Here is a 21,679-nt window from a genome sequence, read left to right on the forward strand (position 1 = left end):
GGAGGGAGGGACAGTGCTGGCAGCCGTGCTGCGCACCAACCGCGACTTCCGGCGGTCCTTTCTCGCCGACCTCACCTCGGCGCTCGGCTCGGCCATGTCGACGATCGCCTACCCGCTGCTGGTGCTGAGCCTGGGCGGCAACGCGGCCCAGGCCGGAGCGGTCGCCACGGTCGCCCTGGTGACCAGGCTCGGCTTCCGCCTCCCGGCGGGCAGCCTGGTCGACCGCTGGAACCGGCGCCGGGTCATGCTGACGACCGACCTGGTGCGCCTGGTGGCGGTGGCCACCATCCCGCTGGTCGCCCTCTGGGGATCACCGTCCTACGCCCAACTGCTGGGGGTGGCCGCGGTGGAGGGCATCGCCACCGCGCTGTTCGGGCCCGCCAACACCGTCCTCACCCGTGACGTCGTCGCCAAGGAGGACCTCGCCGACGCGCTCGGCATGGGCCAGGCCCTCCAGGCCGCGGTCAGCCTGGCCGGGCCGGCGCTCGGCGGCGTCCTGTTCGCGGCTGACCGGATGCTGCCGTTCGCCGTCGACGCGCTCTCCTACGCCGTCTCGGCCGCCCTGATCTGGCGGATCACCGTGCGCCCCACGGCCGCGGAGCCGCGCGCCGAGGACCGCGGGCTGACGGCGGGGATCCGCTGGCTGGTACGGCAGCGGGAGCTGTTCGTCATCCTGGTGTACGCGGCCGTCATCAATCTGGTCGCGGCCGCCATCGATGTGATCGTCATCCTGGAACTGCAGGCCAACGGGGCGTCCGGCTGGGTGATCGGGCCCGTGCTGTCCTGCGCCGGCATCGGCGGCGTCGTCGGCTCCCTGCTGGCCCCGTGGCTCGTCAAACGGCTGAGCGTGCCGGCCATCCTGCTCGGCATCGGCGTGGGCTGGACCGCGGTGCTGGCGGTGTTCACGCTGACCTTCCAACCAGGAGTGGTCGCCGCCCTGCTGACCCTGCTGATGACGCTCTCGCCGGCGGCCGGCGTGGTGGTCGGGCAGGCCCTGTTCGGGCAGACCCCCCGGCACCTGATCGGCCGGGTGAGCGCCGCCACCGGCCTGCTGCTCAGCGGTCTGGCCGCGCTGGGACCGGTCGCGGCCGGCGCGCTGCTGCAGGGGCTCGGCGGCGCCGGCACCTGGGCGGTGCTCGCGGTGCTGACGGCCGCGGTCACCGCGGGCGGCTGGATCCCGCTGCGCGCCACCCGCCGGCTCGGGGCCGGGGACAGGGACGGAGACGGGGACGGGGACGGGCCTCGGGACGGGACCGCCACGGGGGCCGCCACGGGAGCGGTCGCGGCGGCGGAGCACTCGGTGGAACCGGCCGTCGTCGCGCACGCCGCCCCGCCCGGCGCCACACCCACCGACGCCACCGAACCCGCCGCACCCGCACCCGCACCCGCCGCCGCACCCGCCGGTACCGACCCCGGGAGAAGCTCCGATGACTGACGGCCTCCTGCCGCCCGACCCCTACCGCTGGCTGGAGGACGCCGACGATCCGGCCGTCCTGGAGTGGACGGAGAAGCAGGACGCCCGCTACCGCGCCGCCGCCGACGGCTGGCGGACCCGCGCGAGCGCCGAGGCCCGGCTCACCGAGCTGTCCGAACGGCTCGGCGCGCGCTCCGCCCCCCGCCCGGCCGGCGGGCGGCTGTTCCTCACCCGGTCGCGCCCCGGCGCCGAACACCCCGAACTCGTCGTCCTCGAACCCTCCGGCGCGGTCCGCGTCCTGGTCGATCCGGCGCTGGTCGACCCGACCGGCGGCACCACCCTGGAGGAGTGGGAGCCCTCCTGGGACGGCCGCCGGCTCGCCTACCAGCTGGCGTCCGGCGGCACCGAGAACGCCGCCCTGCTCGTCCTGGACGTCGACACCGGCCGGCTCCTGGACGGTCCGATCGACCGGGTCCGCCGGAGCACCGTCGCCTGGCTGCCGGACGGCAGCGGCTTCTACTACGTCCGCCGGCTGCACCCCGCGCTCAACCCGGGCGAGGGCCAGTACCACCGCCGGGTCCGGCTGCACCTGGTCGGCACCGACCCCGAACAGGACGCGCTGGTCTTCGGTGCCGGCCGGGCGAAGACCCAGCACTACACCGTACGGATCAGCGCGGACGGCCGCTGGCTGGTCGTGGGCGCCGCGGCCGGCGCCGTTCCCCGTAGGGACCTCTGGATCGCCGACCTGACCGAGGACCTGCCGGGCCGACCCCGGCTGCGGGCCCTGCAGGAGGGCGTCGACGCCCGGTCGCAGCCGCACATCCGCCCCGGCACCCCGCCGGACGGCCGCTGCTACCTCACCACCGACCTGCACGCACCCCGGGGGCGCGTCGTCGTCACGACCCCCGGCGCCCCCACCCCCGGCACCTGGACCGAACTGATCCCGGAGGACCCGCAGGCCGTCCTGGAGGACTTCGCGGTCCTCGACGGCCCCGACCCGGCCCGGCCGCTCGCCCTCGTGGTCCGCACCCGGCACGCGGTCGGCGAGATCACCGTGCACGACCTGGCCGACGGCCGGCTGCTCGGCTCCGTGCCCGTCCCCCCGCTGGGCACGGTCGGCAAGGTCCGGGTCGCCGCCACCGACGCCCACCGGGCCTGGTTCGTCCACACCGGCTTCACCACTCCCCCGACGGTGCTCTGCTACGACGCGCGCACCGGTGCGGTGGACGCCTGGCCCGTCCCCGGGGCCGCCGCGCCCGAACCGGCCGACGCCCCGGCGGGCGACCTGGTGACCAGTCAGGTCACCTACACCTCCCGGGACGGCACCACCGTCCGGATGTTCCTCCTCGCCCGGCACGACGCCCCGGACCGCCCCCGCCCGGCGATCCTCACCGGCTACGGCGGCTTCGGCCAGTCGCTGACCCCCGGCTACGCGCCGGAGGCCATCGCGTGGGTCCGGGCCGGCGGGGTCTACGCGGTCGCCGGTCTGCGCGGCGGCGGCGAGGAGGGCGAGGAGTGGCACCGCGCCGGGATGCTGGACCGGAAGCAGAACACCTTCGACGACTTCCACGCCGCCGCCGACCACCTCGTCGCGGCCGGCTGGACCACCGCCGGGCAGCTCGGCATCTGGGGGGCCTCCAACGGCGGTCTGCTGGTGGGCGCCGCCCTCACCCAGCGGCCCGCGAGCTTCGCGGCCGTGGTCTGCATGGCGCCCCTGCTCGACATGGCACGCTACGAGCTCTCCGGCCTCGGGCCGAGCTGGACCGGCGAGTACGGCACGGCCTCGGATCCGGAGCAGCTCGCCCGGCTGCTCTCCTACTCCCCCTACCACCACGTCCGCGCCGGCACCGGGTACCCCGCCGTCCTGTTCGCCGTCTTCGACGGCGACAGCCGGGTGGACCCGTTGCACGCCCGCAAGATGGCGGCCGCCCTCCAGGCCGCGACCGGCAGCGGGCACCCCGTCCTGTTCCGGCTGGAACGCGGCGCGGGCCACGGCGCCCGGGCCGCCTCGCGCCGCACCGCCCTCTTCGCCGACCTGCTCGCCTTCTTCGCCGACCGGCTCGGCCTGCCCGCCGGTTTCTGACCTCCGACCTCCGGCGCTGCTCTCCCCGCTTCCTGGACGGCGACCGGGCGACCGGGCCGGCGGGCGCTCGAACGCGGCGAGCAGCCGGGGCCGGCGCCCGGGCACGGCGGCGGCCCCGACGGGCTCGTCGGGGCCGGCGCCCGGCGGTCGGGGCGGTCAGGGCGGCCGGGGCGTGACCGGAGCGGTCACCGGGCCGGCACGGTCAGGGCGTGGCCGTCAGCAGGTGAACTTGATCAGGCGGAAGGTCGCGTAGTGGTCGCCGGTGTAGTAGTCCTCCTGGTCCGCCTGGCCGGTGACGATCCGGCGGGCGCCGCGGGTGGGGGAGCCGGGCGTGACGACGGTGTACTCGTGGTAGTAGCCGGCCGTCCTGCTCGGCAGGACGCGCTCCCGGTTCTGGAAGACGACGCCGTCCTGGGAGTAGGGGAACGGGCCGTCGCTCGCGATGAGGTCGAGGGTGTCGTCGGCCTCGGGCGGCAGTGCGGAGAGGCACACCGAGCCGCTCACGGCGGCGTGGGCCTCGGTGACGGTCACGGCGGGGGCGAGGGTCAGCAGGACGACGGCGGTGACGGCGGCAGCGCGCGTCTTCCACGCGCGTAGAGTGCGGGTCATGACAACAGTGTGACCAGGGCCGGAGCCGCACCGGAAGGCCCGATCCAACTCTTCACCTGCGGGTAAGTCGCCGGACGGACAAACGACTTGCGCCGTATCCGGACAGCGGGCCGGTGCGGGCCCCCGGTCAGCCCCGGGCTTCGCGCCCGCCGTCCGGCGCCACCTGCTCCCGGAGCAGCCGGGCCAGCGCCTCGGCGTACGGCGACAGACGGCGGCCCCGCGCGCGGGCGATCCCGAAGTGCCGGGCGGGGCGGGGCGGCGTCACCGGCACCACCAGGGTGCCGGGCAGGGCGGGGTCGAGCGCGACGTACGGCACCAGCGAGACCCCGACCCCGGCCGCGACCAGGGAGCGGGCGAAGAAGTAGTCGGTCGTGGAGCCCGCCACCCGCAGCTCGAAGCCGGCCACGGCCGCGTACCGGCGCAGGAAGGTCTCGGTCTTCAGACAACCCAGCACCCAACGCTCGTCGGCCAGTTCGGCGAGGTCCAGGGCTTCGCGGCCGGCCAGCCGGTGCCCCTCGGGCAGCACCACCGAGAGCGGATCGTCCATCAGCGGCGTCCAGGCGAGGCCGGAGCGGTCGCCGGGGAGCACCGGCAGCGGCCCGTCGAAGTGGTAGGCGAGCGCGAGGTCGGCGGCCCCCTCGCGCACCATCGGCAGACTGTCCTCGGGCTCCCGTTCCAGGATGCGCAGTTCGACCTCCGGGTGGTCGGCGGCGAACCGGGTCAGCGCTCCCGGCAGGAGGTGCCGCCCGCCGCTGGTGAAGGTGGCGAGGGTGAGCCGGGGCCGGGCCGCACCCAGCCGGCCGATCTGCTCCTGGGCGTGGCGCAGCTCGGCGGAGACCGCGGTGGCGGCCTCCACCAGCAGCCGCCCCGCCTCGGTGAGCCGCACGCCCCGGGTGGAGCGCTCCACCACCGCCGTACCCAGGCCCCGCTCCAGCGCGGCGACCTGCTGGGACACCGCGGACGGCGTGAGCCGCAGGGCGGCGGCGGCCCGGTTGAAGCTGCCGTGTTCGGCGACCGCCTGCAGCACGCCGAGCCTCCGGACGTCGATCATCGCGCTCCCCCGGTCATCGCGTGCCCCCACAGTCAACAGTTCTGCTGATGACGCGTTCAGTAGGTCGGTAGTTCCGCTGGTGACGATACGGCAGCAGAGTGAGGGCATGCGAAACGTCTGCGTCATCGGCGGAAGCCGGTACTTCGGCCTGCACCTGGTCACCCTGCTGCGGGACTCCGGTGTCCGCGTCACCCTGGTCAACCGCGGCTCCACGGCGCCGCCGCCCGGTGTCGACCACGTCCGCGCCGACCGGTCCGACGAGGCCGGGCTGGCCGCCGCGCTCGGCGGCCGGGACTTCGACGCGGTGATCGACCAGGTGCTCTACACCCCCCTCCAGGCCGCCGTCGCCCGCCGGGTGTTCGCGGGCCGCACCGATCGGTACGTGATGACCTCGACGATGGAGGTGTACGACCCGGCCACCTCTCCCCTGGTGCTCACCACGCCGGGTGTCCTCGTGCCCGAGGAGGCCGTCGACCCGACCGGCCCGGCGGCCCGACCGGAGCTGCCGTGGCACGATCCGGCGGCGCTCGCCCGGCACGCCGACGAGGCGACCCGCTATGCCGAGGGCAAGCGGCAGGCCGAGGCGGTGCTCGCCCAGGACCCGCCGTTCTCCTGGGCGAGCGTGCGCAGCGCGCACGTCCTGGGTGGCGGGGCTCGGGACTTCACCGGCCGGCTGGCGCACTACACGGAGCTGATCGCGGCCAGGCGGCCGGTCGCGGTGCACGCGAGACCGCAGCCCACCTCCTTCGTCCACCACGAGGAGATCGCCGCCGCGCTGGTGCGGTCGGCGGCCTCCACCGCCGTCGGTCCGGTGAACGCCGGCTCCCCGGACGCCCTCGACGTGGTCGCGCTCTGCGAGCTGATCGCCGACCGGTTGGGCACCACCGCCCGCTACCGGGTCACCGAGGGCGCGGACGCCTCACCGTTCTCCTTCGACCGCTGGTACCCGATGGACAACCGGCGCGCGGTCGCGCTCGGCCTGCACTTCTCCCCGGCGGCCGACTGGCTGCCCGACGCGGTGGCCGAGGCGGCCGCCCTTCCCGCACAGGAGGCCTGAGATGCGGCAGCGCACCATCGGCGGCACGGCCGTCGGCGCGATCGGCCTGGGCGCGATGCCGCTGTCGGTCGAGGGCCGCCCGGACGAGGAGTCCGCCCTGGCCACCCTGCACGCGGCGCTCGACGCCGGTGTCACCCTCATCGACACCGCCGACTCCTACCACTGGCACGCCGACGAACTCGGCCACAACGAAAGGCTGGTGGCCCGCGCCCTGGCGGCCCGGCCCGCTGCGGACCGGGCGGCCGTGCTGGTCGCCACCAAGGGCGGCCGCGGCCGGCCCGGCGACGGCTCGTGGACGGTCGACGGCCGGCCGGAGCGGCTGCGGCGTGCCTGCGAGGGTTCGCTGCGGCGGCTGGGCGTCGAGGCGATCGGCCTCTACCAGGTGCACAAGCCCGACCCCCGGGTGCCGTGGGCCGAGTCGGTGGGCGCCCTGCGCGAGTTGATGGACGCCGGAAAGATCCGGGCCGCGGGCATCTCGAACGTCGACGAGGAGCAGATCCTGGCGGCGCGGGACATCCTGGGTTCCGGGCTGGTCTCGGTGCAGAACCGGTTCTCCCCGGCGGTCCGCACCGCCGGGCCGGAGCTGCGGCTCAGCGAGCGCCTGGGGCTGGCCTTCCTCCCGTGGAGTCCGCTGGGCGGACTGTCGCGCAGCGCCGTCGACGGACCCTCGGACGCCCCCGTCGCGCCCGGCGCGTTCCACCGGATCGCCGCCGAACGCGGCGTCTCGCCCCAGCGGGTCGGCCTGGCCTGGCTGCTCGCCCTCTCCCCCGCCGTCGTCCCGATCCCGGGCGCCCGCCGGACCGCCAGCATCCGCGACTCCGCCGCGGCCGCCGACCTCGTCCTCGACCCGGCCGAACTCGCCGAACTGGCCCGGCCGTTCGACGGCACGGAGCCCGAAGCGGGCGCCGGTCCCGCGCGGCCGACCGGCTGACCGGTGCGCCGGCCCGTCCGGTGGCGCGCCGTGGGCCCGACCGGCACGGCCGCTCAGCGCTCGTCCGGGTAGCCCCACTCGACGGCTGCCCGAGCGTTCGGCGCCACCTTCTCGACGGCCTCGGCGACGTAGCCCTCGAAGGCCGGCCGCCACGCGTAGAACCGCGTGATGATCAGCGGGTAGTCGCTCTCGCCCGAGACGATGAACTCGCCGTCCAGCTCGCCCACGCCGATCCGCACCTCGTCCTCGATCCGCTCGTCCCGCAGCACGGCGACGAGGGCGTGCACCACCTCCCACGCCTGCTCCCGACCGGTGAGGCCGTCGACGACGAGGGCGAGTTCTACGTTGACCGACACAGGGGCGACCCTAGCCCCTGCCACCCACATCCGACGGCCGCGCGGCGTTCACCGGTCGCCGAAGGACGCTCCCGGGGAGGCCAGGACCCTCGCCGCGCAGCGGTGGCCGCGCACGGTGGCCTCGCGCAGGTCGACCCCGGCCAGGTACCCGGCGAGGAAGCCGGCGGCGAACGCGTCGCCGGCGCCGGTGAGGTCGCGGACCTCGTCGACCGGCGGGACGGGCACCGAGAAGGGGGCCCGCCCGGGCGCGTCCACGGTGGTCGCCGCCGCCCCGGACTTGGTGACGACCGTCGTGGCCGCCAGCCGTGCCCGCGCCGGTCCGGGGCGGCCGTCCACCAGGAGCCCGAGGAAGGCGGCCTCCTCCCGGTTGGCGAACAGCAGCGCGGGCGTCAACTCGGCCGCGAGGGCGAGGAAGCGCTCGCGGCCGAACCCGCCGAGCATGCCCGTCGAGGACGCGTCCAGCGAGGTGGTGCCGCCCGCGCGGCGCACGCGCCGCAGGGCATCGACCGCCGTGCCGGCGATCGGCTCCCCGTCGAAGGAGTAGGCGGGCACGTGCAGGTGGGCCAGGTCGGCGAGCCACGCGTCCGGCACGGCGTCCAGCAGGGTGGCGGCGCCCCGGTCGGGGAGCATCGTCCGCTCGCCGGCGTCGTCGATCAGGACGACGATGCTGCCCGTCTGCCCCTTCCTGACGACCCGGACGTCGACGCCGTGGCCGGCCAGTTCGGCGACCACGCCGTCCCCCGCGGGGTCGTCGCCGACACAGCCGATGAACCGCGCGGGCCACTGCCCGGCGGCGAAGCCCGCGACGTTCGCCGCGCTGCCGCCGCGCCGGCGGAAGACCCGGGCCGTGGAGTCGGTGCCGTGCCGCAGCGGCCCGTCCACCCAGACCACGACGTCCTCGACGAGATCACCGAGTACCCCGAGCACCGGCCTACGCCTCGTTCCGCAGCGCCGCCAGGGCGGTGGCGATCCGGCCGCCGAGCCGGACGTTGCCCCGGTAGACCGCGACGTTGACGTCGAGGCTGCGGCCCCGGGTGTCGCGCTGGATGAAGTCGAGGAGGAACGGCGTCGAGGCGTTGCCGGTGATGCCCCGGCGCTCGGCCTCGGCCCAGGCCCTGGCCAGCAGCGCGTCCAGCTCCTGGGGCGGCAGTTGCTCGGCGGGGTCCACCGGGTTGGCGATCAGCACGGCCTGGGGCAGTTCCAGACCGTCCCGGGCCGCGATGACCCGCGCGGCCTCCTCGGGGGAGTCGACGCGGTAGGCGATCTCGTGCCCGGAGTCGGTGACGTAGAAGCCGGGGTACCTGCGCGTCCGGTAGCCGATGACGGGGATGTTGAGCGTCTCGAAGCGCTCCAGGGTCGCCCGGATGTCCAGGATCGACTTCACGCCCGCGCTGATCACGGTGACGGGCGTGGCGGCCAGCGTGGTCATGTCGGCCGACTCGTCGAAGCTCTCCGCCGCGCCGAAGTGCACGCCGCCGAGACCGCCGGTGGAGAAGACCCGGATGCCCGCCCGGTGGGCGAGGAAGGCGGTGGCCGCGACGGTCGTCCCGCCGTGCCGGCCCAGCGCGGCGACCACCGGCAGGTCGCGCAGGCTCGCCTTGTCCAGGTCGTCCGACTCGGACAGCTCCTTGATCTGGTCCGCGCCGAGCCCCACCGTGGGCACCCCGGCGAAGACGCCGATCGTCGCCGGGACGACCCCGGCGGCTCGCAGCTGCTCCTCCGCCTCCAGCGCGACCTCCAGGTTGCGGGGGCGCGGCAGCCCGTGCGTGAAGATGGTCGACTCCAGCGCGACGACGGGGGTCCCGTCGGCGACGGCCCGGGCGACGTCGTCGGAGATGCTGATGGGCAGTCCGGTCATGGAAGCACGAACTCTCTCTGGGATGCCACCACGGTGTGGCAACGTGCCGGTCAGCCTAGGGATCGTTCGCATCGGGATCCAGCATGAGTACCGGGCCTTCCCATAGGCTTTCGGCTATGGGATTCACGTTGCGTCAGCTCGAAGTCTTCCTCGCGGTCGCCGAGGGTCTGCACTTCGGCCGCGCCGCCGAGCGCCTGCACATCTCGCAGCCGACGGTCAGCCAGGAGATCGCCCGGCTGGAGCGGGCGGTCGGCGTCGAGCTGTTCGACCGCCGCCGCCGGGCGGTCGGCCTCACCTCGGCGGGCGAGGTGATGGCCGCCGAGAGCGCCCGGCTCCTCGCCCAGGCCGAGTCCCTGCTCGCCCGGGTACGGCTGCACGAGGAGGCGCGGATGGGGACGGCCCGGATCGTCGCCTCCCCCAGCGTCATGAACCGGCTGCTGCCCGCGGTGGTCAGCCGGGCCGAGCGCGAACTGCCCGCGCTGGAGACGGCGGAGGTCTCCGTCGACACCGGTCGGGTGTCGTCCACGCTCGCCGCCGAGTTCGCCGACATCGGCCTGGGCCGCTTCCTGGACGAGGTGCCCGGCTACCGGCGGGAGACGATCGCCGACGAGCCCGTCCGGGTGGCGCTCGGCCGCGGCCACTCGCTCGCCGGGCGCGACGCCGTGCGGCTGAACGAGCTGCGGGACCTCCCGCTCCTGCTCTGGCCGCGGGAGCAGCATCCGCGCTACCACGACCACGTCCTGGGCCTCTGCTCCGAACGCGGCGTCGAGCCGCCGGTCCTGGTCAGCCCGCCACGCATCGTCGGCTCACGGCTCTACCTGCTCTCCCAGAACCGCGCGTTCTCGCTCGTCCCCCGCTCAATGACCGGGCACCTCACCGAGGAGGTGGTCACCGTGCGGCTCACCGGCCGGGCCACCCTGCCGCTGGAGATGCAGTGGCGGCTCGACGACGACCGGCCCCGGCTGGCGGCGCTGCGCGAGCTGATCCGCGAGGAGGCGGCCGCCCTCCAGGACGGCTGAGCACCCGCCGGGGCCGGCCGATCAGAACCGCAGCGCCCAGCTGTCGATCGTCCCGGTCCAGTAGCCGTAGAGGTCGGTCACCCGCAACCGCCAGAGGCCGTTCGCGGTGCTCGCCGAGGCGTCGGTGCCGAAGATCCCGGTGATCGCCGGGGCGCCGTCCCAGATCTTCTCCTCGCGCAGCAGGAGCACCGCGCCGTTCGGCGCCACCAGCTCGACCCGCAGGTCGCCACGCCATGCGTAGGCGATGTCGAGTCGGACCTCCAGGTCCTTCGGTGCCTTGCCGGCCACCCCGGAGACGGTGATCGGGGACTCGTGGACGCCCTGGCCGTCGATGGGCACCGGGGTGGGGTTGGCGAACTGGGTGCGCGGCCGGATCGGGACGGTGCCGGTGTGGAGGAGCCGGTCGGGCGAGCCGGGCCCCGCGTCGCTCACCGCCTCGGTGGTGGCCGCTGCGGTGAGCGCGGTGGCCACCTGGGCGGGCGTGGCGGTCGGGTGGTCCGCCAGGTAGAGCGCGGCGGCGCCCGCCACGTGCGGGGCCGCCATCGACGTGCCCGACATGTCGAGGCCGAACCCGCCGTAGTCGCTCCAGTTCTGCGTCGATGTGATGTTCACACCGGGCGCGAAGAGGTCCACGAGCGGGCCGTGGTTGGAGAACGAGGCCCTGGCGTCGTCCTCATCGGTCGCCCCGACGGTGATCGCCGTGGGGACCCGGGCGGGCGAGTGTTCGGCGGCGTCGACGGCGTCGTTGCCCGCCGCCACCGTGTAGGTGAGGCCCGTGGCGATCGAGTTGGCCACCGCCGCGTCCAGGACCGGGTCCGGCTCGCTGCCGAGACTCAGGTTGACGACCGCCGGCTTGACGGCGTTCCTGGTCACCCAGTCCAGGCCCGCGACGACCTGCTCGGTGGTGCCGTAGCCGTCGTCGTCCAGGACCCTGACCGCCACGATCCGCGCGTTCTTCGCGACCCCGAAGACGCTGCTGGCCACCGTCCCGGCCACGTGCGTGCCGTGCCCGTGGCCGTCCGCCGCCTCGCCGTCGCCGTCGATGGCGTCGTACCCGTAGGACGCCCGCCCGTCGAACTCCTCCTGGGTGATCCGCACCCCGGTGTCGACGACGTACGCCGTGACGCCCCGCCCGCCGGAGTCCGGGTAGGCGTACCGGTCGTCGAACGGCTTCCGGCGCTGGTCGATCCGGTCCAGCCCCCAGGAGCCCGGCTCGGGCTGGACGGCGTCCACCCGCAGCCGGCGGTTCTGCGAGACCAGCGCGACGGACGGGTCCGCGGCCAGCCGCCGCGCCTGCCGCTCGGTGAGCTCGGCGGAGAAGCCGTTCACTGCCGCGTCATAGGTACGCCGGACCGTCCCGCCGTAGGCGCGGGCGAGGGCCGCCGCGCTGCTCGCGACCGAGCTGTTCCTGTCCGCGGGCGCCTTCAGGACGACCAGGTAGCTGCCCGGGACGGCGTTCCCCGCCCGGGCCCCCTGGACCACCCCCTCGGGCGCGGCCGCCGACGCGGGCAGCACCCCACCCGCGCCGAGCGACAGCGTCCCGGCGACGCCGAGGACGACGCAGACACGGCGAAGACCTTGCTTCGGGCCCATCGACCCACCCCCTCCGGAGATTCCCGGGAACAGCCTGGATGTTCGTCAAGTAACCGACAAGACAGGAGGGTTGACGAGTCGCGTCGGATCGCCGGACAGCCCGGCCGAGCAGGCGGGTCACCGTACACGCACCGCCCGGACTCACCCCACGCGACGGGCTCTTGACCTCAAGTCCACTTCACCCTCTACGGTCGACGCGTTACCCGGCCCTACCGAACGGAGCGCAGCAGTCATGGTCTTCACCCCCGAGGAGCGCGCCTACCTCGCCGGTCAGCAGCTCGGCCGGCTGGCCACCTCCGGCCCGCAGGGAGCGCCACAGGTCCGACCGGTGGGCTTCCGGCTCAACGAGGACGGCACGATCGACATCGGCGGGCCCCGGATGGCCACCAGCCAGAAGTACCGGAACGCGGCCCGCGACCCGCGGGTCTCCTTCCTCGTCGACGACATGACGCCCGCGGACGACACGGACGCGCCCGCGCCGGGCTGGGGCCGGGGCGTGGAGATCCGCGGCCGCGCCGAGCTGCTGACCGTCGACGTCCCGCCGGTGGCCCCGGACTTCTTCGCCCACGAGATCCTCCGGGTGCATCCCGAACGGATCATCAGCTGGAACCTGGTGGCCAGGAGCAGCACCGCCCGCGACGTCTCGGGCTGAGTCGGCGGCCGGGCGTCAGCCGTTGCCCCGAGGCGCCGCCGCCGCACCGCGCCACCCGGTTGCGCCACCGCTCGCGCCACGGCGGTGGTGCCGGGAAGGGGGCGCGCGCCGGGACGTTCGCCACCAGAAAGGGGGGCGGTGACCAGAACCGGCCGGGTGGCCGGAATGTTGCACCTGTGTGAACCGGTTCCGCAGACTCTCCCACCACGCCGCCCACCGCACCGTCCTGACCTGCGCCGCCGTCGTACGCGGCGCCCGGGCCCTGGCAGCCGCCGTCGAACGCCTCGACAACCGCGCGATGACCGCCCTGCGAAGGCGGGTCCGCCCGTTCACCACCCGTCTGACCGCCCTGCTGTGCCGCGCGGCCGCCGCCAACTGCGGCGACGCGCTGAACCGCCACCTCCCCTGTCACTCCAGGGACCGCGCGCAGGACCGGCCGGCCGACGGCGTCCTCGGGGGCCGGGACCCCGGATGACCCCTCGGGGTCCACGGCGTCCCGGCCCCAGCCACCGGCTGTGTCTCGCCGGGGCCGGCGATCAGGCCCGGCAGAGCCCGCTCGTCCAGTCCACGGTCGCGGCGGCCTGCGAGTACGTCCACTGGGGCGCGAGCAGGTCGCGGTCCAGCTGGGCGGCGGCGCCCTTGTCCTCGACGAGGTAGCCGAAGTCCTGCAGCCAGGCGGGGTAGAGGTTCTTCGAGCCGATGTAGAAGGCCGAGCCGTCGACCGCGACCAGCTTGTGGTGCAGCGCGTACGGGTGCCCGTCCGCCCAGGTGGCGGTCGGGGCCGCGCGGAAGGAGGCGAGCTGGAGGTTGCCGCACAGCGCGGCGCCGGCCTTCGTCCGGTCGCCGGTCAGGGCGGTCAGCCGGGCCCGCAACACGTCGGAGACCTCGGAGAGCGACTTGATCTGCGAGTAGCCCCCGCTGCCGACCGCGCCCCGGTTGGCCGGGTCGCTGACCACGATGCGCACCTTGACCCCGGCGGCGAGCTTGGCGGCCAGCAGGTCGTACAGCCGGGCGTCGTAGCGCGGCAGCGGCGGGCAGGTGCCGTTCATGTCCTGCTGGGAGATCTCGATGTGGCTGCGGGCGCTGTCGACGAGCGCGCGCAGCGCGTTCTCCTCGGGGTTGACCGTCTCGTAGTCGCGGTCGGCATTGGTGTTGTCGTGCAGCGCGAGCGGGCCGCACTGGGTCTCGGCGACCCCGGCGACCGGGCCGGGCCGGTAGGCCGAGGCGGGGTCGGCGGCCTTGACGCCGACCCCCAGGCCGCCGACGGCGATCACCGGGAGGGTGCCGGCGGCGGGCGCGGCGGGGTTGAGGTCCCGTTCCGTCGAGGGCCGGCAGGCACCGCCGTCGGAGGAGGCGAACCACGCGTTGTCGAACAGGCCGGTGCGGCCGCAGGTCCACGCCCACAGGGTGTCCAGGTAGCGCGCGGCCGAGGTGGCGGCGGGCCCGGTCAGGGCGAGGTCGACGTCCGAGACGGGGTGGGCGGTGTCGAGGTAGTCGTCCTTCCACCCGTTGATGCCACCGGCGATCACGCTTCGGCCGTCGACCACCAGCAGCTTGGAGTGGTTCCAGGAGAGGGCCGTGCGGGAGGTGGTCACCGAGGCGACGTTCAGGGTCACCGAGCCGGCCGCGGGGCCGAGCTTGGCGAGCAGTTCGTCGCGGTAGCGCGAGGGCAGGATGTTCGCGTTGTAGAGTGGCGCGGCCCCGACCAGGATCCGCACCTGGAGGTGGTGGCCGGCGGCGGCCGAGGCCTTGAGCCCCTCCACCAGGGCGTCCTGGAAGCCACCGTTGGGGAACGGCGCGAGGGTGGAGACGTCGACCGTGCGGGTGGCGGCGGCGACGTCCGCCCGCATCCGGGCGAGCAGCGCGCGGGTGCCCCGGCGGTCGGCGCACGCGGAGTCGCCCCAGCAACCGGGCGTCTGGAGCAGCCAGCCGGCCGGATCGTCGGTGGCGGAGGTCAGCGCGTTGCCCTCGGTGCGCTCCCAGACCGTGCCCTCCAGGCCGGGCGACACCTCGCGCAGCGCGCGCTCGACCGCGTCGAGGTGGGTCGTCCCGCCGTCGGCACCGGCACCGGCACCGTCCGCCGGGGCCGCGAGGGCCGACGGGGGCGGGACGGCGGCGAACAGGGTGGTGGCTGCGGCGACGGCCAGGGCGGAGCGCACGAGGCGGCCGGACCGGCGGGACCAGGGGAGGTGCACGTGAGGTTCCTTCAGCAAGCGGCGGGTGGTTCACCCGTGGGACGACCCGAGATTACCGAAAAGTAACTTGGCGTCCAACTGCGCATGACAACCAGTCACCGGGCCGGAAACCGACCCGCCGACCGACCCCCGCCGATCGGCCGACGTGACGTCAGAGAACTTTCGCGACCGGCAGTATGACGGTGCGACCGGGTGACCGGGGGCGTGCGGGCATCCGGGCGTCCGGGCGTCCGGGCGGGTGAACGGCGGCGGTGATCCAGTCCCTCCGACCGGCGAGCCGGGCACCCGGCCGCCCCCGGATCCGTACCGTCGGCCCATGTCCCTCGGCCTGCTGGCGGCACTCCTGGCCGCACTCCTGACCGGCTCGGCCACCGTCCTCCAGGCGGTGGGCGCGCGCCGCGCCGCGGTCGGCCACCGGCCGGGCGAGGCCGCCGCACTGGCCGGGGCGTTCCGCCAGTGGCCGTTCCTGGTGGGCGTCGCCATGGACATGCTCGGGTTCGCCGCCGAGCTGGTCGCGCTGGAGCGACTGCCGCTCTACGTCGTCGAGGCCACCCTGGCCTCCGCGCTCGCCGTCACCGCCGTCGGGGCGGCCCGGGTGCTGCGGATCCGGCTGCGCCGCAGCGAGTGGGTCGGGGTCGCCTCGGTCTGCATCGGGCTCTGCGTCCTCGCGCTCACCGCCGGACACGACGGCAGCGGCACGGGCGATCCGCCGCTGCGCCTGGGCGTCCTGCTGGTCTCGGTCGCCCTGACGGCCGTGGGATGGGCGGTGGTCCACCTGGCCGGGACGCGACGCGCCCCACTGCTGGGCCTGGTGGCCGGGCTGCAGTTCGGGGTGGTGGGCGTCGCCGTGCGGGTACTGCCGGACCCGCGGCTTCCGGAGCTGCTCGGCGAGCCGTCGGCGTACGCGGTCGCCGTCGCCGGGCTGGGCGGCTTCACCGCGCTGACCTGGGCCATGCAAAGCGGCTCGGTCACCGCGGCGACGGCGGCGATGGTGCTCGGCGAGACCCTGGGCCCGGCCGTCGTCGGGGTGCTCCTGCTCGGCGACCGCACCCGCCACGACGCGACGCCGCTCGCCGTCGCCGGGTTCGCCGCCGCGATCGTGGGAGCGCTGACCCTGGCGCGCTTCGGCGACGCCGAACAGCCCGCCCCGGCCGCCGGGAACTGAGCCGACCAGGACCGCTCCTGCCGGCAATCTCCTTATCTGACAGCGAGATTGACGATCCGTCGGAACAATCGCGCCGGCACCCGAGCGGCGGCAGGTGACGGGTACGGGGTCGATCGGTCACGGCGAGGTCGCGGTTCGGATCGCGCCGGTTCTCCGGGCCGGCGACCGGGTAGCCCCGGAGCGGAGACCACGGCCCCGGGGGGCGGGCCGGGGCGAGGGAGGGACCATGGCGCTCTTCTGCCGCCTGTGCGGCACCCGCACCGACGGCGTCGAACGGCTGGACGTCTACTGCCCGGGCGAGCACTGCGGCAGCGACCTCCGTGCGGGCCCGGACGCCGGTGTACAGGCCTGGTGCGAGCCGCCCCGCCGGTACGGGGAGACGGGTGGCACGGTCACGGTCGACCTGATCGTCCACAACGCCGGCCCCCGGGCCACCGGCTACCACGTCGAGCCGGTCGAACCCGTCGACGGGCGGCTGGACTTCGACCGGCGGGTGGTCGACGCACCGCTGGCCCCCGGCCGTACCCGCCGGGTGGAACTGCGGTACACCCTGCCGCCCGACCGCCTCGGCACCGGTCTCGACATCGCCTCGCGGTTCGGAGTGCCCGGAGCCGACCTTGCCGGCCAGCTGCACGGCGCCCGGAGCTCGCGATTCGGGGTCGCGCTACGGGTGGTCGCGACCTCGGCCCCCCAGGGCGCCGCCTGCGCCGCGTTCGCGGTGGACGTCCCGGGCCGGATCGACCCTGATCTCGATCTCGACCGGAACGATGGCCGGGGCGATGGTCGCAACGACGGCCGGGGCGACGGCGGGAACGATGGCCGGGGCGATGGTCGCAACGACGGCCGGGGCGACGGCGGGAACGACGGCCGGGGCGACGGCGGGCGCACCCGGCAGCCGGACGGCGGCCGCTCGGGGCCGCAGGCCCGGCCCGGGCAGCAGCCGCCCCCCGGGCTCCGGGCGCCGTCCCGGCGCGCCGGCGGCTGCGGGCCCGTGGCGGTCGTCGTCCTCGTGCTCGTTCTCGTGGTCGTCATGGCCGCGGTGGCGGTCCGCGTCCTCGGGTCGGACCGCGACGAGGAGGCGGGCGTCGGCCCGTCCGGCCCGGCCACCGGCGCGGTGCAGCCCACCGGCCATCCGACCGACGGCGGAAGCGCGGGCGGCGCCACGGGCGGTGGCACGGGAAAGCCCTCGCCGTCCCCTTCCCGGTCCCGGACCTCGTCGCCAACGCCGACGCCGACACCGACACCGCGCGTGATCGTGCTGCCCGATCTGGCCGGACTCGGCCAGGCGGCCGCCGAGGCGAAGCTCAGGACGCTCGGGCTGACCCCCGACCCCCACGTCGTCGAGGGCCGGGGCGTGCCCGCGCTCCAGGTCGTCGGCACCGACCCCGTGGCCGGCGCGAAGGTGCTCCTGGGCAGCACGGTCTCGCTGCGCGTCTCGGACGGCCGGGCGAGAATCCCCGACGTCGTCGGCATGACCCGCGCGGACGCCGAACAGGCCCTCCGGGCGGCTCACTTCACCGCCGTCACGGTCTACAGCCAGGAGACCACCACCGTCCCCGACGGTCAGGCCATCCGCACCGACCCGGCGAAGGGCACCTCGGTGGCCCTCGACGCCCCCATCACGCTCTGGTTCGCCGTCCGACCCCGCCCGCCCCGGTGAGCGGAGCCTCCGGCGGCTCCGGCGGGGCGCCCGGACCAGGGCCTGTATCGAAAGTGGATCTTGAGGTGAGATGATCTCGCTTTGTGGCACGTGGTGATCCGACGGAGGCGCAGTGGGCCCGCCTGGAGCCGCTGTTGCCGGCGGGCAAGAACCCGGGACGCCGCAACCGCGAGAAACTCGGTTCCCACGGCGGCCGTCCACCGAACTTCGACAAGACCGACTGTCGAGAGCGCCGCGCGGTGGAGTGCGGGATCAACCGCCTCAAGAGGCACCGCGCGGTGGGCCACCCGCTACCTGAAACCTGCCGTCCGCTACGAAGCGACCGTCCTCGTCGCGGCCGTCAACACGTGGCTGTGACCAGCGATTTCGTAACCGGCTGCGCGGCCGGTGCGAGAGAAAACGGCTCGCGAGGCCAGTGGGACGGATGGCATGGTGCGGCGCATGGCCCCCCAGTATCAGATTCGTGCCGACTACGACGCTCACACGATCGTGGTCTACCAGGCGTACACGCCTGCCATCGCCGACGCGGCAATGCACGCAGGCCGCTTCGTCGCACCGTTCTCGTTCCACAGGATGACGTGGATCAAGCCGTCGTTCATGTGGCTGATGCACCGCAGCAACTGGGCCCGCAAACCCGGTCAGGAGCGCGTTCTCGCGGTACGGATGACGCGCGAAGGCTGGGAGGAGGCCCTGTCCCAGGCCGTACTCACAACCGCAGACCCAGCAGCCGTGTCCCAGGCGGCCGTGCACGTCCAATGGGACCCGGAGCGCTCGCCGCGCGGGGCGGCGCTCAACCATTACAGCATTCAAGTCGGCATCGGCCGCCATCTGATTCGCACGTTCACCGACGAATGGATCGTCAGCCTCACCGACCTCACCCCGCAGGTCCGCAAGGCTGCTTCGCTGGTACAGACGGGGCATGCCGCAAAAGCCCAGCGACTGTTCCCGACAGAGCGCGCCTACCCGCTGCCCCGGCCACTGGAGAACCGACTTTCCTCAGGCCGGTGAGTGCCGAACCGCTCCGGCAGGTCGCGCCACCGCACCCCGGTCCGAACTCGGTGCAGGACACCGTTGATCACCTGTCGATGCTCCCGCCACCTGCCGCAACGGCCGTTGCTCACAGGCAGGAGCGGCTCCAGCCGAGCCCATTCCGCGTCCGTCAGATCACCGCGACAAGTCATACCAAGCTAACGATCCGATGATCGGAGGGACATGGCCTGGCGGGCCGACCAACGGTGCTGGAGATCCCACCCGGCGGAACGGGCCGTCGACTGGATCGTTCACCGAGGCAACCGCAGACTCCGCTACCGCTCCATCAAGAACACCTGGCTCCACACACGAGCCGCCGCCCTCAACTTCCGCCGACTGATCAACCTCGGACTCACCCGCACCAGCGGTCCTGGCACCTCACCCCGACCAGCACATAACCGAAGGGGCCGCCCGGCCTCCGGCCGGACAGCCCCTCAACAAGATGTGACAAGCCTCCTGGCGCTCGTTTCCGAGGCCAGGGGGCACTGTCGGTCAGCTGTAGGTCGGGAGGTGCGTGTAGCACCAGGTGTTGCCGACGCTGCTGCTCCGCCTCGCGTCCATGTAGATCATGTCCATCAGCTTGGTGCCGGTGGCGGGGCCGACGACCCCGTCCGCCTCCAGGCCCCAGTAGGACTGGAACGCCTTGAGCGCGCGAAGGGTGTCGGAGCCGAACTGGCCGTCCGGGTACGTCCAGATGTCGCGGTTGTCCATCGAGTCGATCCCGAGCTGGACGCAGAGTGCGGGGTCGCCCGTCGCCCCGTAGCGGATGTACGGCTCGAGCGTCCACGCGGATGCGGGGCTGGAGCTGGCGAGCACGCTCGCCAGCGCGAGTGCACCGACCGTCGTGGCCAGGCGGGCCTGGCGGCCCACGCGGAACTTCATGAGTTTCCTTCTTCCATGAGCCCAACTGCCGCTCGGGCTGTCCCTCGGGGCAGGTGGGCTTGATCAGGTGATCACCACGATTCCGCCTGCCTTCGGGATGGGGCAACCCGTCACCGTCTCACACAGTCGCCCCTTTCCATCCCACGCCGCTGACCTCCGGTTTGGGAGAGCAGTCCGGCGCAGAGTGAGACGGCACTACGCCTTCAGGACGCGTAGTCGGTCACGATCAAGAGGCGGTCCGGGTGAGGTCCTGAAGCCAGGTCATCACACACGCGCCCTAGAGGTGAGGCGATCGGCGAGCGCGATGACGAGGTCGCGGAGTTCATCGGGGCGCTCGATGACGAACGGCCGGTCGAGTGAGGCGAGTACCGGGGGCAACCAGTCGAGCCGCTCCGCCCGCAGCTCGACGCGCAGCCAGCGATCGGTCGCCCGGTCCTCGCCGGCCGCGGACGTGTGCTCCTCCACGCTCGCGACGCTGGCCGGAAGGTGGGCGCGGATCTGCTCGACTGTCCCGTGGATCCGCAAGGTCACCTCATGCCGGTACTCGGCCGTGGCGAACCCTGACAACACTCGCTGCGCCGGACCGGGACCCACTGGCGCTTCGAATGAGCCGGGCAGGGTCCGCGCGTCTGCGATGCGATCGAGCCGGAAGGTTCGGTCCTCGCCGATCTGGGCGTCCTTGCCCGTGACGTACCACCGGCCCCCATGGGCGACGATCCCGTACGCGTGCAGCGTGCGTTCGCTGCGCCGTCCGTCACGGTCGGTGTAGCGGATCGAGACCGGTCGGCGGTGGCGCACCGCATCGGCGATCGTGAGCAGGACCCCGGCGTCCGGGGTGTCGAACTCGCTGGACTGATCCGTGAAAGCGAGAGCTTCTAGGAGTGTGTCGAGTCGATGGGCGATGTGCTTGGGCAGCACCCGTCGGATCTTGGCCGATGCCGTCTCGCTTGCCGTGTGCTCCGTCGTCGTCAAGCCTGCTCGGCGGCCGGCGACCAGGCCGAGCAGCACGGCCAGCGCCTCGTCGTCGCTGAGCATGAGCGGAGGCAAGCGGTACCCGGGGGCGAGCCGGTACCCACCGTAGCGGCCGCGCACCGATTCCACGGGCACGTCCAGGTCGATCAGCTGGTCCACATACCGCCGCACGGTGCGCCCTTCGACGCCGAGCTGGTCGGCGAGTTCGGCCACCGTCCGGGTGCCGCCCGACTGCAGCAGCTCCAGGAGGGTCAGCACGCGGCCGGTGGGTCGAGGCATGTCCGCAGCCTAACGCGAATACAGGACCGATTCTGTCCACTATTTCTCCTAGCCTGCGACGTGCACGCCTCCAGCACGACCAAGGAGATTCCCATGGACTTCGTCTCGATCCGCATCATCACCGGCGACGTAGCGCGCCTCGTCGACTTCTACGAGCGAGCCACAGGAGCGCGGGCGACGTGGGCCACCGAAGACTTCGCCGAACTCAAGACCCCGGGCGCCACCCTCGCGATCGCCGGCACCCGCACCGTCCCGCTGTTCGCCCCGGGCTCTGCCCGCCCGGCGGACAACCACAGCGTGATCACCGAGTTCCTCGTCGACGACGTGGACCGCGCTCACCAGAACCTGACCGGGTTCGTCACCGACTTCGTCACCGAGCCCACCACGATGCCCTGGGGCAACCGGTCGCTGCTGTTCCGCGACCCCGACGGCAACCTCGTCAACTTCTTCACCCCCGTCACCCCGGCGGCCATCGAAAGGTTCGCCGCGCACGAACGGGAAGGTGGAGAGGTATAACGGGACGCTCACCCGCGAGTGGGCGTACGTCCGCGACTGCACAGCCGAGCGTGAACGCCGCGTCGCGCTCGCGGAGTTCGTGAACTACTACCACCACGAGCGGCCGCACGCAGCGCTCGGCGGCCGACCCCCCATCAGCCGGACCGCCGGGAGCGACGACGGGATCGTCCTCGACCAGCCGCCCGAACCACTCGCGGACATCCCGCAGCAGCCCAACTTCGAGGACTTCGTGTAACCAACGTCCCGAGACACCACACCTAGGGGCAATACCAGTGACTTAGTGATTCCAGGCTCGGGGAACCTTGGTCGGAGGGTTGGTCGGGGCGGTCCTGTAGTGGGGCGCGATGGCGACCGCTTC

General features: G+C 73.9%; 20 protein-coding genes and 2 pseudogenes. 12 read left to right on the forward strand and 10 right to left on the reverse strand.

Annotated features, from left to right (window positions below; all coding sequences use genetic code 11):
• Nucleotides 1–13 precede the first annotated feature (13 nt).
• Entirely contained in the window at nt 14–1,435 is a 1,422-nt protein-coding gene (locus tag AB0J08_RS33355; RefSeq protein ID WP_360641615.1) for an MFS transporter, read from the forward strand.
• Entirely contained in the window at nt 1,428–3,497 is a 2,070-nt protein-coding gene (locus AB0J08_RS33360) for a prolyl oligopeptidase family serine peptidase (RefSeq protein WP_360641616.1), read from the forward strand. The genes AB0J08_RS33355 and AB0J08_RS33360 overlap by 8 nt, the downstream gene beginning before the upstream one ends.
• A gap of 216 nt (nt 3,498–3,713) precedes the next feature.
• Here the strand turns inward: AB0J08_RS33360 and AB0J08_RS33365 are convergent, their stop codons facing one another.
• Nucleotides 3,714–4,106 carry a ribonuclease gene (locus AB0J08_RS33365; RefSeq protein WP_360641617.1) on the reverse strand — a complete coding sequence of 131 codons (393 nt, stop codon included), beginning with the start codon at nt 4,104–4,106 and terminating at the stop codon, nt 3,714–3,716.
• 127 nt (nt 4,107–4,233) lie between these two features.
• Nucleotides 4,234–5,157: a LysR family transcriptional regulator gene (locus AB0J08_RS33370; protein ID WP_360641618.1), complete on the reverse strand. Its 924-nt coding sequence runs from the start codon at nt 5,155–5,157 to the stop codon at nt 4,234–4,236.
• A 106-nt stretch (nt 5,158–5,263) separates the two neighbouring features.
• On the opposite strand from AB0J08_RS33370, the gene AB0J08_RS33375 reads away from it, so the two are divergent.
• Together AB0J08_RS33375 and AB0J08_RS33380 are read left to right on the forward strand one after the other, a co-directional pair.
• Nucleotides 5,264–6,214 (forward strand): NAD-dependent epimerase/dehydratase family protein, encoded by a 951-nt coding sequence (locus AB0J08_RS33375; protein WP_360641619.1) that lies wholly within the window; start codon nt 5,264–5,266, stop codon nt 6,212–6,214.
• Between the two features lies 1 nt (nt 6,215).
• Nucleotides 6,216–7,145: an aldo/keto reductase gene (locus AB0J08_RS33380; protein ID WP_360641620.1), complete on the forward strand. Its 930-nt coding sequence runs from the start codon at nt 6,216–6,218 to the stop codon at nt 7,143–7,145.
• Between the two features lie 53 nt (nt 7,146–7,198).
• Here the strand turns inward: AB0J08_RS33380 and AB0J08_RS33385 are convergent, their stop codons facing one another.
• Genes AB0J08_RS33385 through AB0J08_RS33395 form a run of 3 tightly spaced genes read right to left on the reverse strand, consistent with a single transcriptional unit; the run spans nt 7,199 to nt 9,359 of the window.
• The gene (locus AB0J08_RS33385; RefSeq protein WP_360641621.1) at nt 7,199–7,501 is read right to left on the reverse strand and encodes a hypothetical protein; all 303 of its coding nucleotides are present in this window, start codon (nt 7,499–7,501) and stop codon (nt 7,199–7,201) included.
• A 48-nt stretch (nt 7,502–7,549) separates the two neighbouring features.
• The gene (locus tag AB0J08_RS33390) at nt 7,550–8,428 is read right to left on the reverse strand and encodes a PfkB family carbohydrate kinase (RefSeq protein ID WP_360641622.1); all 879 of its coding nucleotides are present in this window, start codon (nt 8,426–8,428) and stop codon (nt 7,550–7,552) included.
• 4 nt (nt 8,429–8,432) lie between these two features.
• A complete protein-coding gene (locus tag AB0J08_RS33395) occupies nt 8,433–9,359 on the reverse strand; it encodes a pseudouridine-5'-phosphate glycosidase (RefSeq protein WP_360641623.1) in 927 nt (308 codons plus the stop codon).
• 116 nt (nt 9,360–9,475) lie between these two features.
• On the opposite strand from AB0J08_RS33395, the gene AB0J08_RS33400 reads away from it, so the two are divergent.
• Nucleotides 9,476–10,378 carry a LysR family transcriptional regulator gene (locus AB0J08_RS33400; RefSeq protein ID WP_360641624.1) on the forward strand — a complete coding sequence of 301 codons (903 nt, stop codon included), beginning with the start codon at nt 9,476–9,478 and terminating at the stop codon, nt 10,376–10,378.
• A 21-nt stretch (nt 10,379–10,399) separates the two neighbouring features.
• Here the strand turns inward: AB0J08_RS33400 and AB0J08_RS33405 are convergent, their stop codons facing one another.
• Nucleotides 10,400–11,971: a S8 family serine peptidase gene (locus tag AB0J08_RS33405; RefSeq protein ID WP_360641625.1), complete on the reverse strand. Its 1,572-nt coding sequence runs from the start codon at nt 11,969–11,971 to the stop codon at nt 10,400–10,402.
• A 232-nt stretch (nt 11,972–12,203) separates the two neighbouring features.
• Here AB0J08_RS33405 and AB0J08_RS33410 point away from each other — a divergent pair, with 232 nt between their 5' ends.
• The gene (locus AB0J08_RS33410) at nt 12,204–12,623 is read left to right on the forward strand and encodes a PPOX class F420-dependent oxidoreductase (RefSeq protein WP_360641626.1); all 420 of its coding nucleotides are present in this window, start codon (nt 12,204–12,206) and stop codon (nt 12,621–12,623) included.
• Nucleotides 12,624–12,801: 178 nt separating this feature from the next.
• Complete coding sequence (locus tag AB0J08_RS33415) at nt 12,802–13,098, forward strand: hypothetical protein (protein WP_360641627.1); 297 nt, start codon at nt 12,802–12,804, stop codon at nt 13,096–13,098.
• 61 nt (nt 13,099–13,159) lie between these two features.
• Here AB0J08_RS33415 and AB0J08_RS33420 read toward each other — a convergent pair whose 3' ends face one another.
• The gene (locus AB0J08_RS33420; protein ID WP_360641628.1) at nt 13,160–14,818 is read right to left on the reverse strand and encodes a phospholipase; all 1,659 of its coding nucleotides are present in this window, start codon (nt 14,816–14,818) and stop codon (nt 13,160–13,162) included.
• 316 nt (nt 14,819–15,134) lie between these two features.
• Between AB0J08_RS33420 and AB0J08_RS33425 the strand changes: the two genes are divergently transcribed.
• The 3 genes from AB0J08_RS33425 to AB0J08_RS33435 all read left to right on the forward strand — a co-directional run bounded on the left by AB0J08_RS33425 (nt 15,135) and on the right by AB0J08_RS33435 (nt 18,651).
• Complete coding sequence (locus AB0J08_RS33425; protein WP_360641629.1) at nt 15,135–15,983, forward strand: hypothetical protein; 849 nt, start codon at nt 15,135–15,137, stop codon at nt 15,981–15,983.
• Nucleotides 15,984–16,209: 226 nt separating this feature from the next.
• A complete protein-coding gene (locus AB0J08_RS33430) occupies nt 16,210–17,643 on the forward strand; it encodes a PASTA domain-containing protein (protein WP_360641630.1) in 1,434 nt (477 codons plus the stop codon).
• A gap of 441 nt (nt 17,644–18,084) precedes the next feature.
• Complete coding sequence (locus tag AB0J08_RS33435; RefSeq protein ID WP_360641631.1) at nt 18,085–18,651, forward strand: DUF4291 domain-containing protein; 567 nt, start codon at nt 18,085–18,087, stop codon at nt 18,649–18,651.
• Between the two features lie 2 nt (nt 18,652–18,653).
• Here AB0J08_RS33435 and AB0J08_RS33440 read toward each other — a convergent pair.
• The 3 genes and pseudogenes from AB0J08_RS33440 to AB0J08_RS33450 all read right to left on the reverse strand — a co-directional run.
• Nucleotides 18,654–18,824: pseudogene (locus AB0J08_RS33440) on the reverse strand (transposase); the annotation flags it as partial.
• A 340-nt stretch (nt 18,825–19,164) separates the two neighbouring features.
• The gene (locus tag AB0J08_RS33445) at nt 19,165–19,554 is read right to left on the reverse strand and encodes a peptidoglycan-binding domain-containing protein (protein WP_360641632.1); all 390 of its coding nucleotides are present in this window, start codon (nt 19,552–19,554) and stop codon (nt 19,165–19,167) included.
• Between the two features lie 264 nt (nt 19,555–19,818).
• Entirely contained in the window at nt 19,819–20,805 is a 987-nt protein-coding gene (locus AB0J08_RS33450; protein ID WP_360641633.1) for a YafY family protein, read from the reverse strand.
• Between the two features lie 93 nt (nt 20,806–20,898).
• On the opposite strand from AB0J08_RS33450, the gene AB0J08_RS33455 reads away from it, so the two are divergent.
• Nucleotides 20,899–21,321, forward strand: a complete 423-nt coding sequence (locus tag AB0J08_RS33455) for a VOC family protein (RefSeq protein WP_360641634.1) — start codon at nt 20,899–20,901, stop codon at nt 21,319–21,321.
• Nucleotides 21,290–21,463: pseudogene (locus tag AB0J08_RS33460) on the forward strand (integrase core domain-containing protein); the annotation flags it as partial. The gene AB0J08_RS33455 and the pseudogene AB0J08_RS33460, both read left to right, overlap by 32 nt.
• Nucleotides 21,464–21,679: the final 216 nt, after the last annotated feature.

Source organism: Kitasatospora sp. NPDC050463 (assembly GCF_040655255.1).
Taxonomy (GTDB): Bacteria; Actinomycetota; Actinomycetes; order Streptomycetales; family Streptomycetaceae; genus Kitasatospora.

Excerpts from the sequence above, each read along its gene's own strand:
- AB0J08_RS33360 (WP_360641616.1), top strand. The coding sequence starts at position 1,428 with ATGACTGACGGCCTCCTGCCGCCCGACCCCTACCGCTGGCTGGAGGAC.
- AB0J08_RS33365 (WP_360641617.1), bottom strand. The coding sequence starts at position 4,106 with ATGACCCGCACTCTACGCGCGTGGAAGACGCGCGCTGCCGCCGTCACC.
- AB0J08_RS33370 (WP_360641618.1), bottom strand. The coding sequence starts at position 5,157 with ATGATCGACGTCCGGAGGCTCGGCGTGCTGCAGGCGGTCGCCGAACAC.
- AB0J08_RS33375 (WP_360641619.1), top strand. The coding sequence starts at position 5,264 with ATGCGAAACGTCTGCGTCATCGGCGGAAGCCGGTACTTCGGCCTGCAC.
- AB0J08_RS33380 (WP_360641620.1), top strand. The coding sequence starts at position 6,216 with ATGCGGCAGCGCACCATCGGCGGCACGGCCGTCGGCGCGATCGGCCTG.
- AB0J08_RS33395 (WP_360641623.1), bottom strand. The coding sequence starts at position 9,359 with ATGACCGGACTGCCCATCAGCATCTCCGACGACGTCGCCCGGGCCGTC.
- AB0J08_RS33400 (WP_360641624.1), top strand. The coding sequence starts at position 9,476 with ATGGGATTCACGTTGCGTCAGCTCGAAGTCTTCCTCGCGGTCGCCGAG.
- AB0J08_RS33405 (WP_360641625.1), bottom strand. The coding sequence starts at position 11,971 with ATGGGCCCGAAGCAAGGTCTTCGCCGTGTCTGCGTCGTCCTCGGCGTC.
- AB0J08_RS33410 (WP_360641626.1), top strand. The coding sequence starts at position 12,204 with ATGGTCTTCACCCCCGAGGAGCGCGCCTACCTCGCCGGTCAGCAGCTC.
- AB0J08_RS33425 (WP_360641629.1), top strand. The coding sequence starts at position 15,135 with ATGTCCCTCGGCCTGCTGGCGGCACTCCTGGCCGCACTCCTGACCGGC.
- AB0J08_RS33430 (WP_360641630.1), top strand. The coding sequence starts at position 16,210 with ATGGCGCTCTTCTGCCGCCTGTGCGGCACCCGCACCGACGGCGTCGAA.
- AB0J08_RS33435 (WP_360641631.1), top strand. The coding sequence starts at position 18,085 with ATGGCCCCCCAGTATCAGATTCGTGCCGACTACGACGCTCACACGATC.
- AB0J08_RS33445 (WP_360641632.1), bottom strand. The coding sequence starts at position 19,554 with ATGAAGTTCCGCGTGGGCCGCCAGGCCCGCCTGGCCACGACGGTCGGT.
- AB0J08_RS33450 (WP_360641633.1), bottom strand. The coding sequence starts at position 20,805 with ATGCCTCGACCCACCGGCCGCGTGCTGACCCTCCTGGAGCTGCTGCAG.
- AB0J08_RS33455 (WP_360641634.1), top strand. The coding sequence starts at position 20,899 with ATGGACTTCGTCTCGATCCGCATCATCACCGGCGACGTAGCGCGCCTC.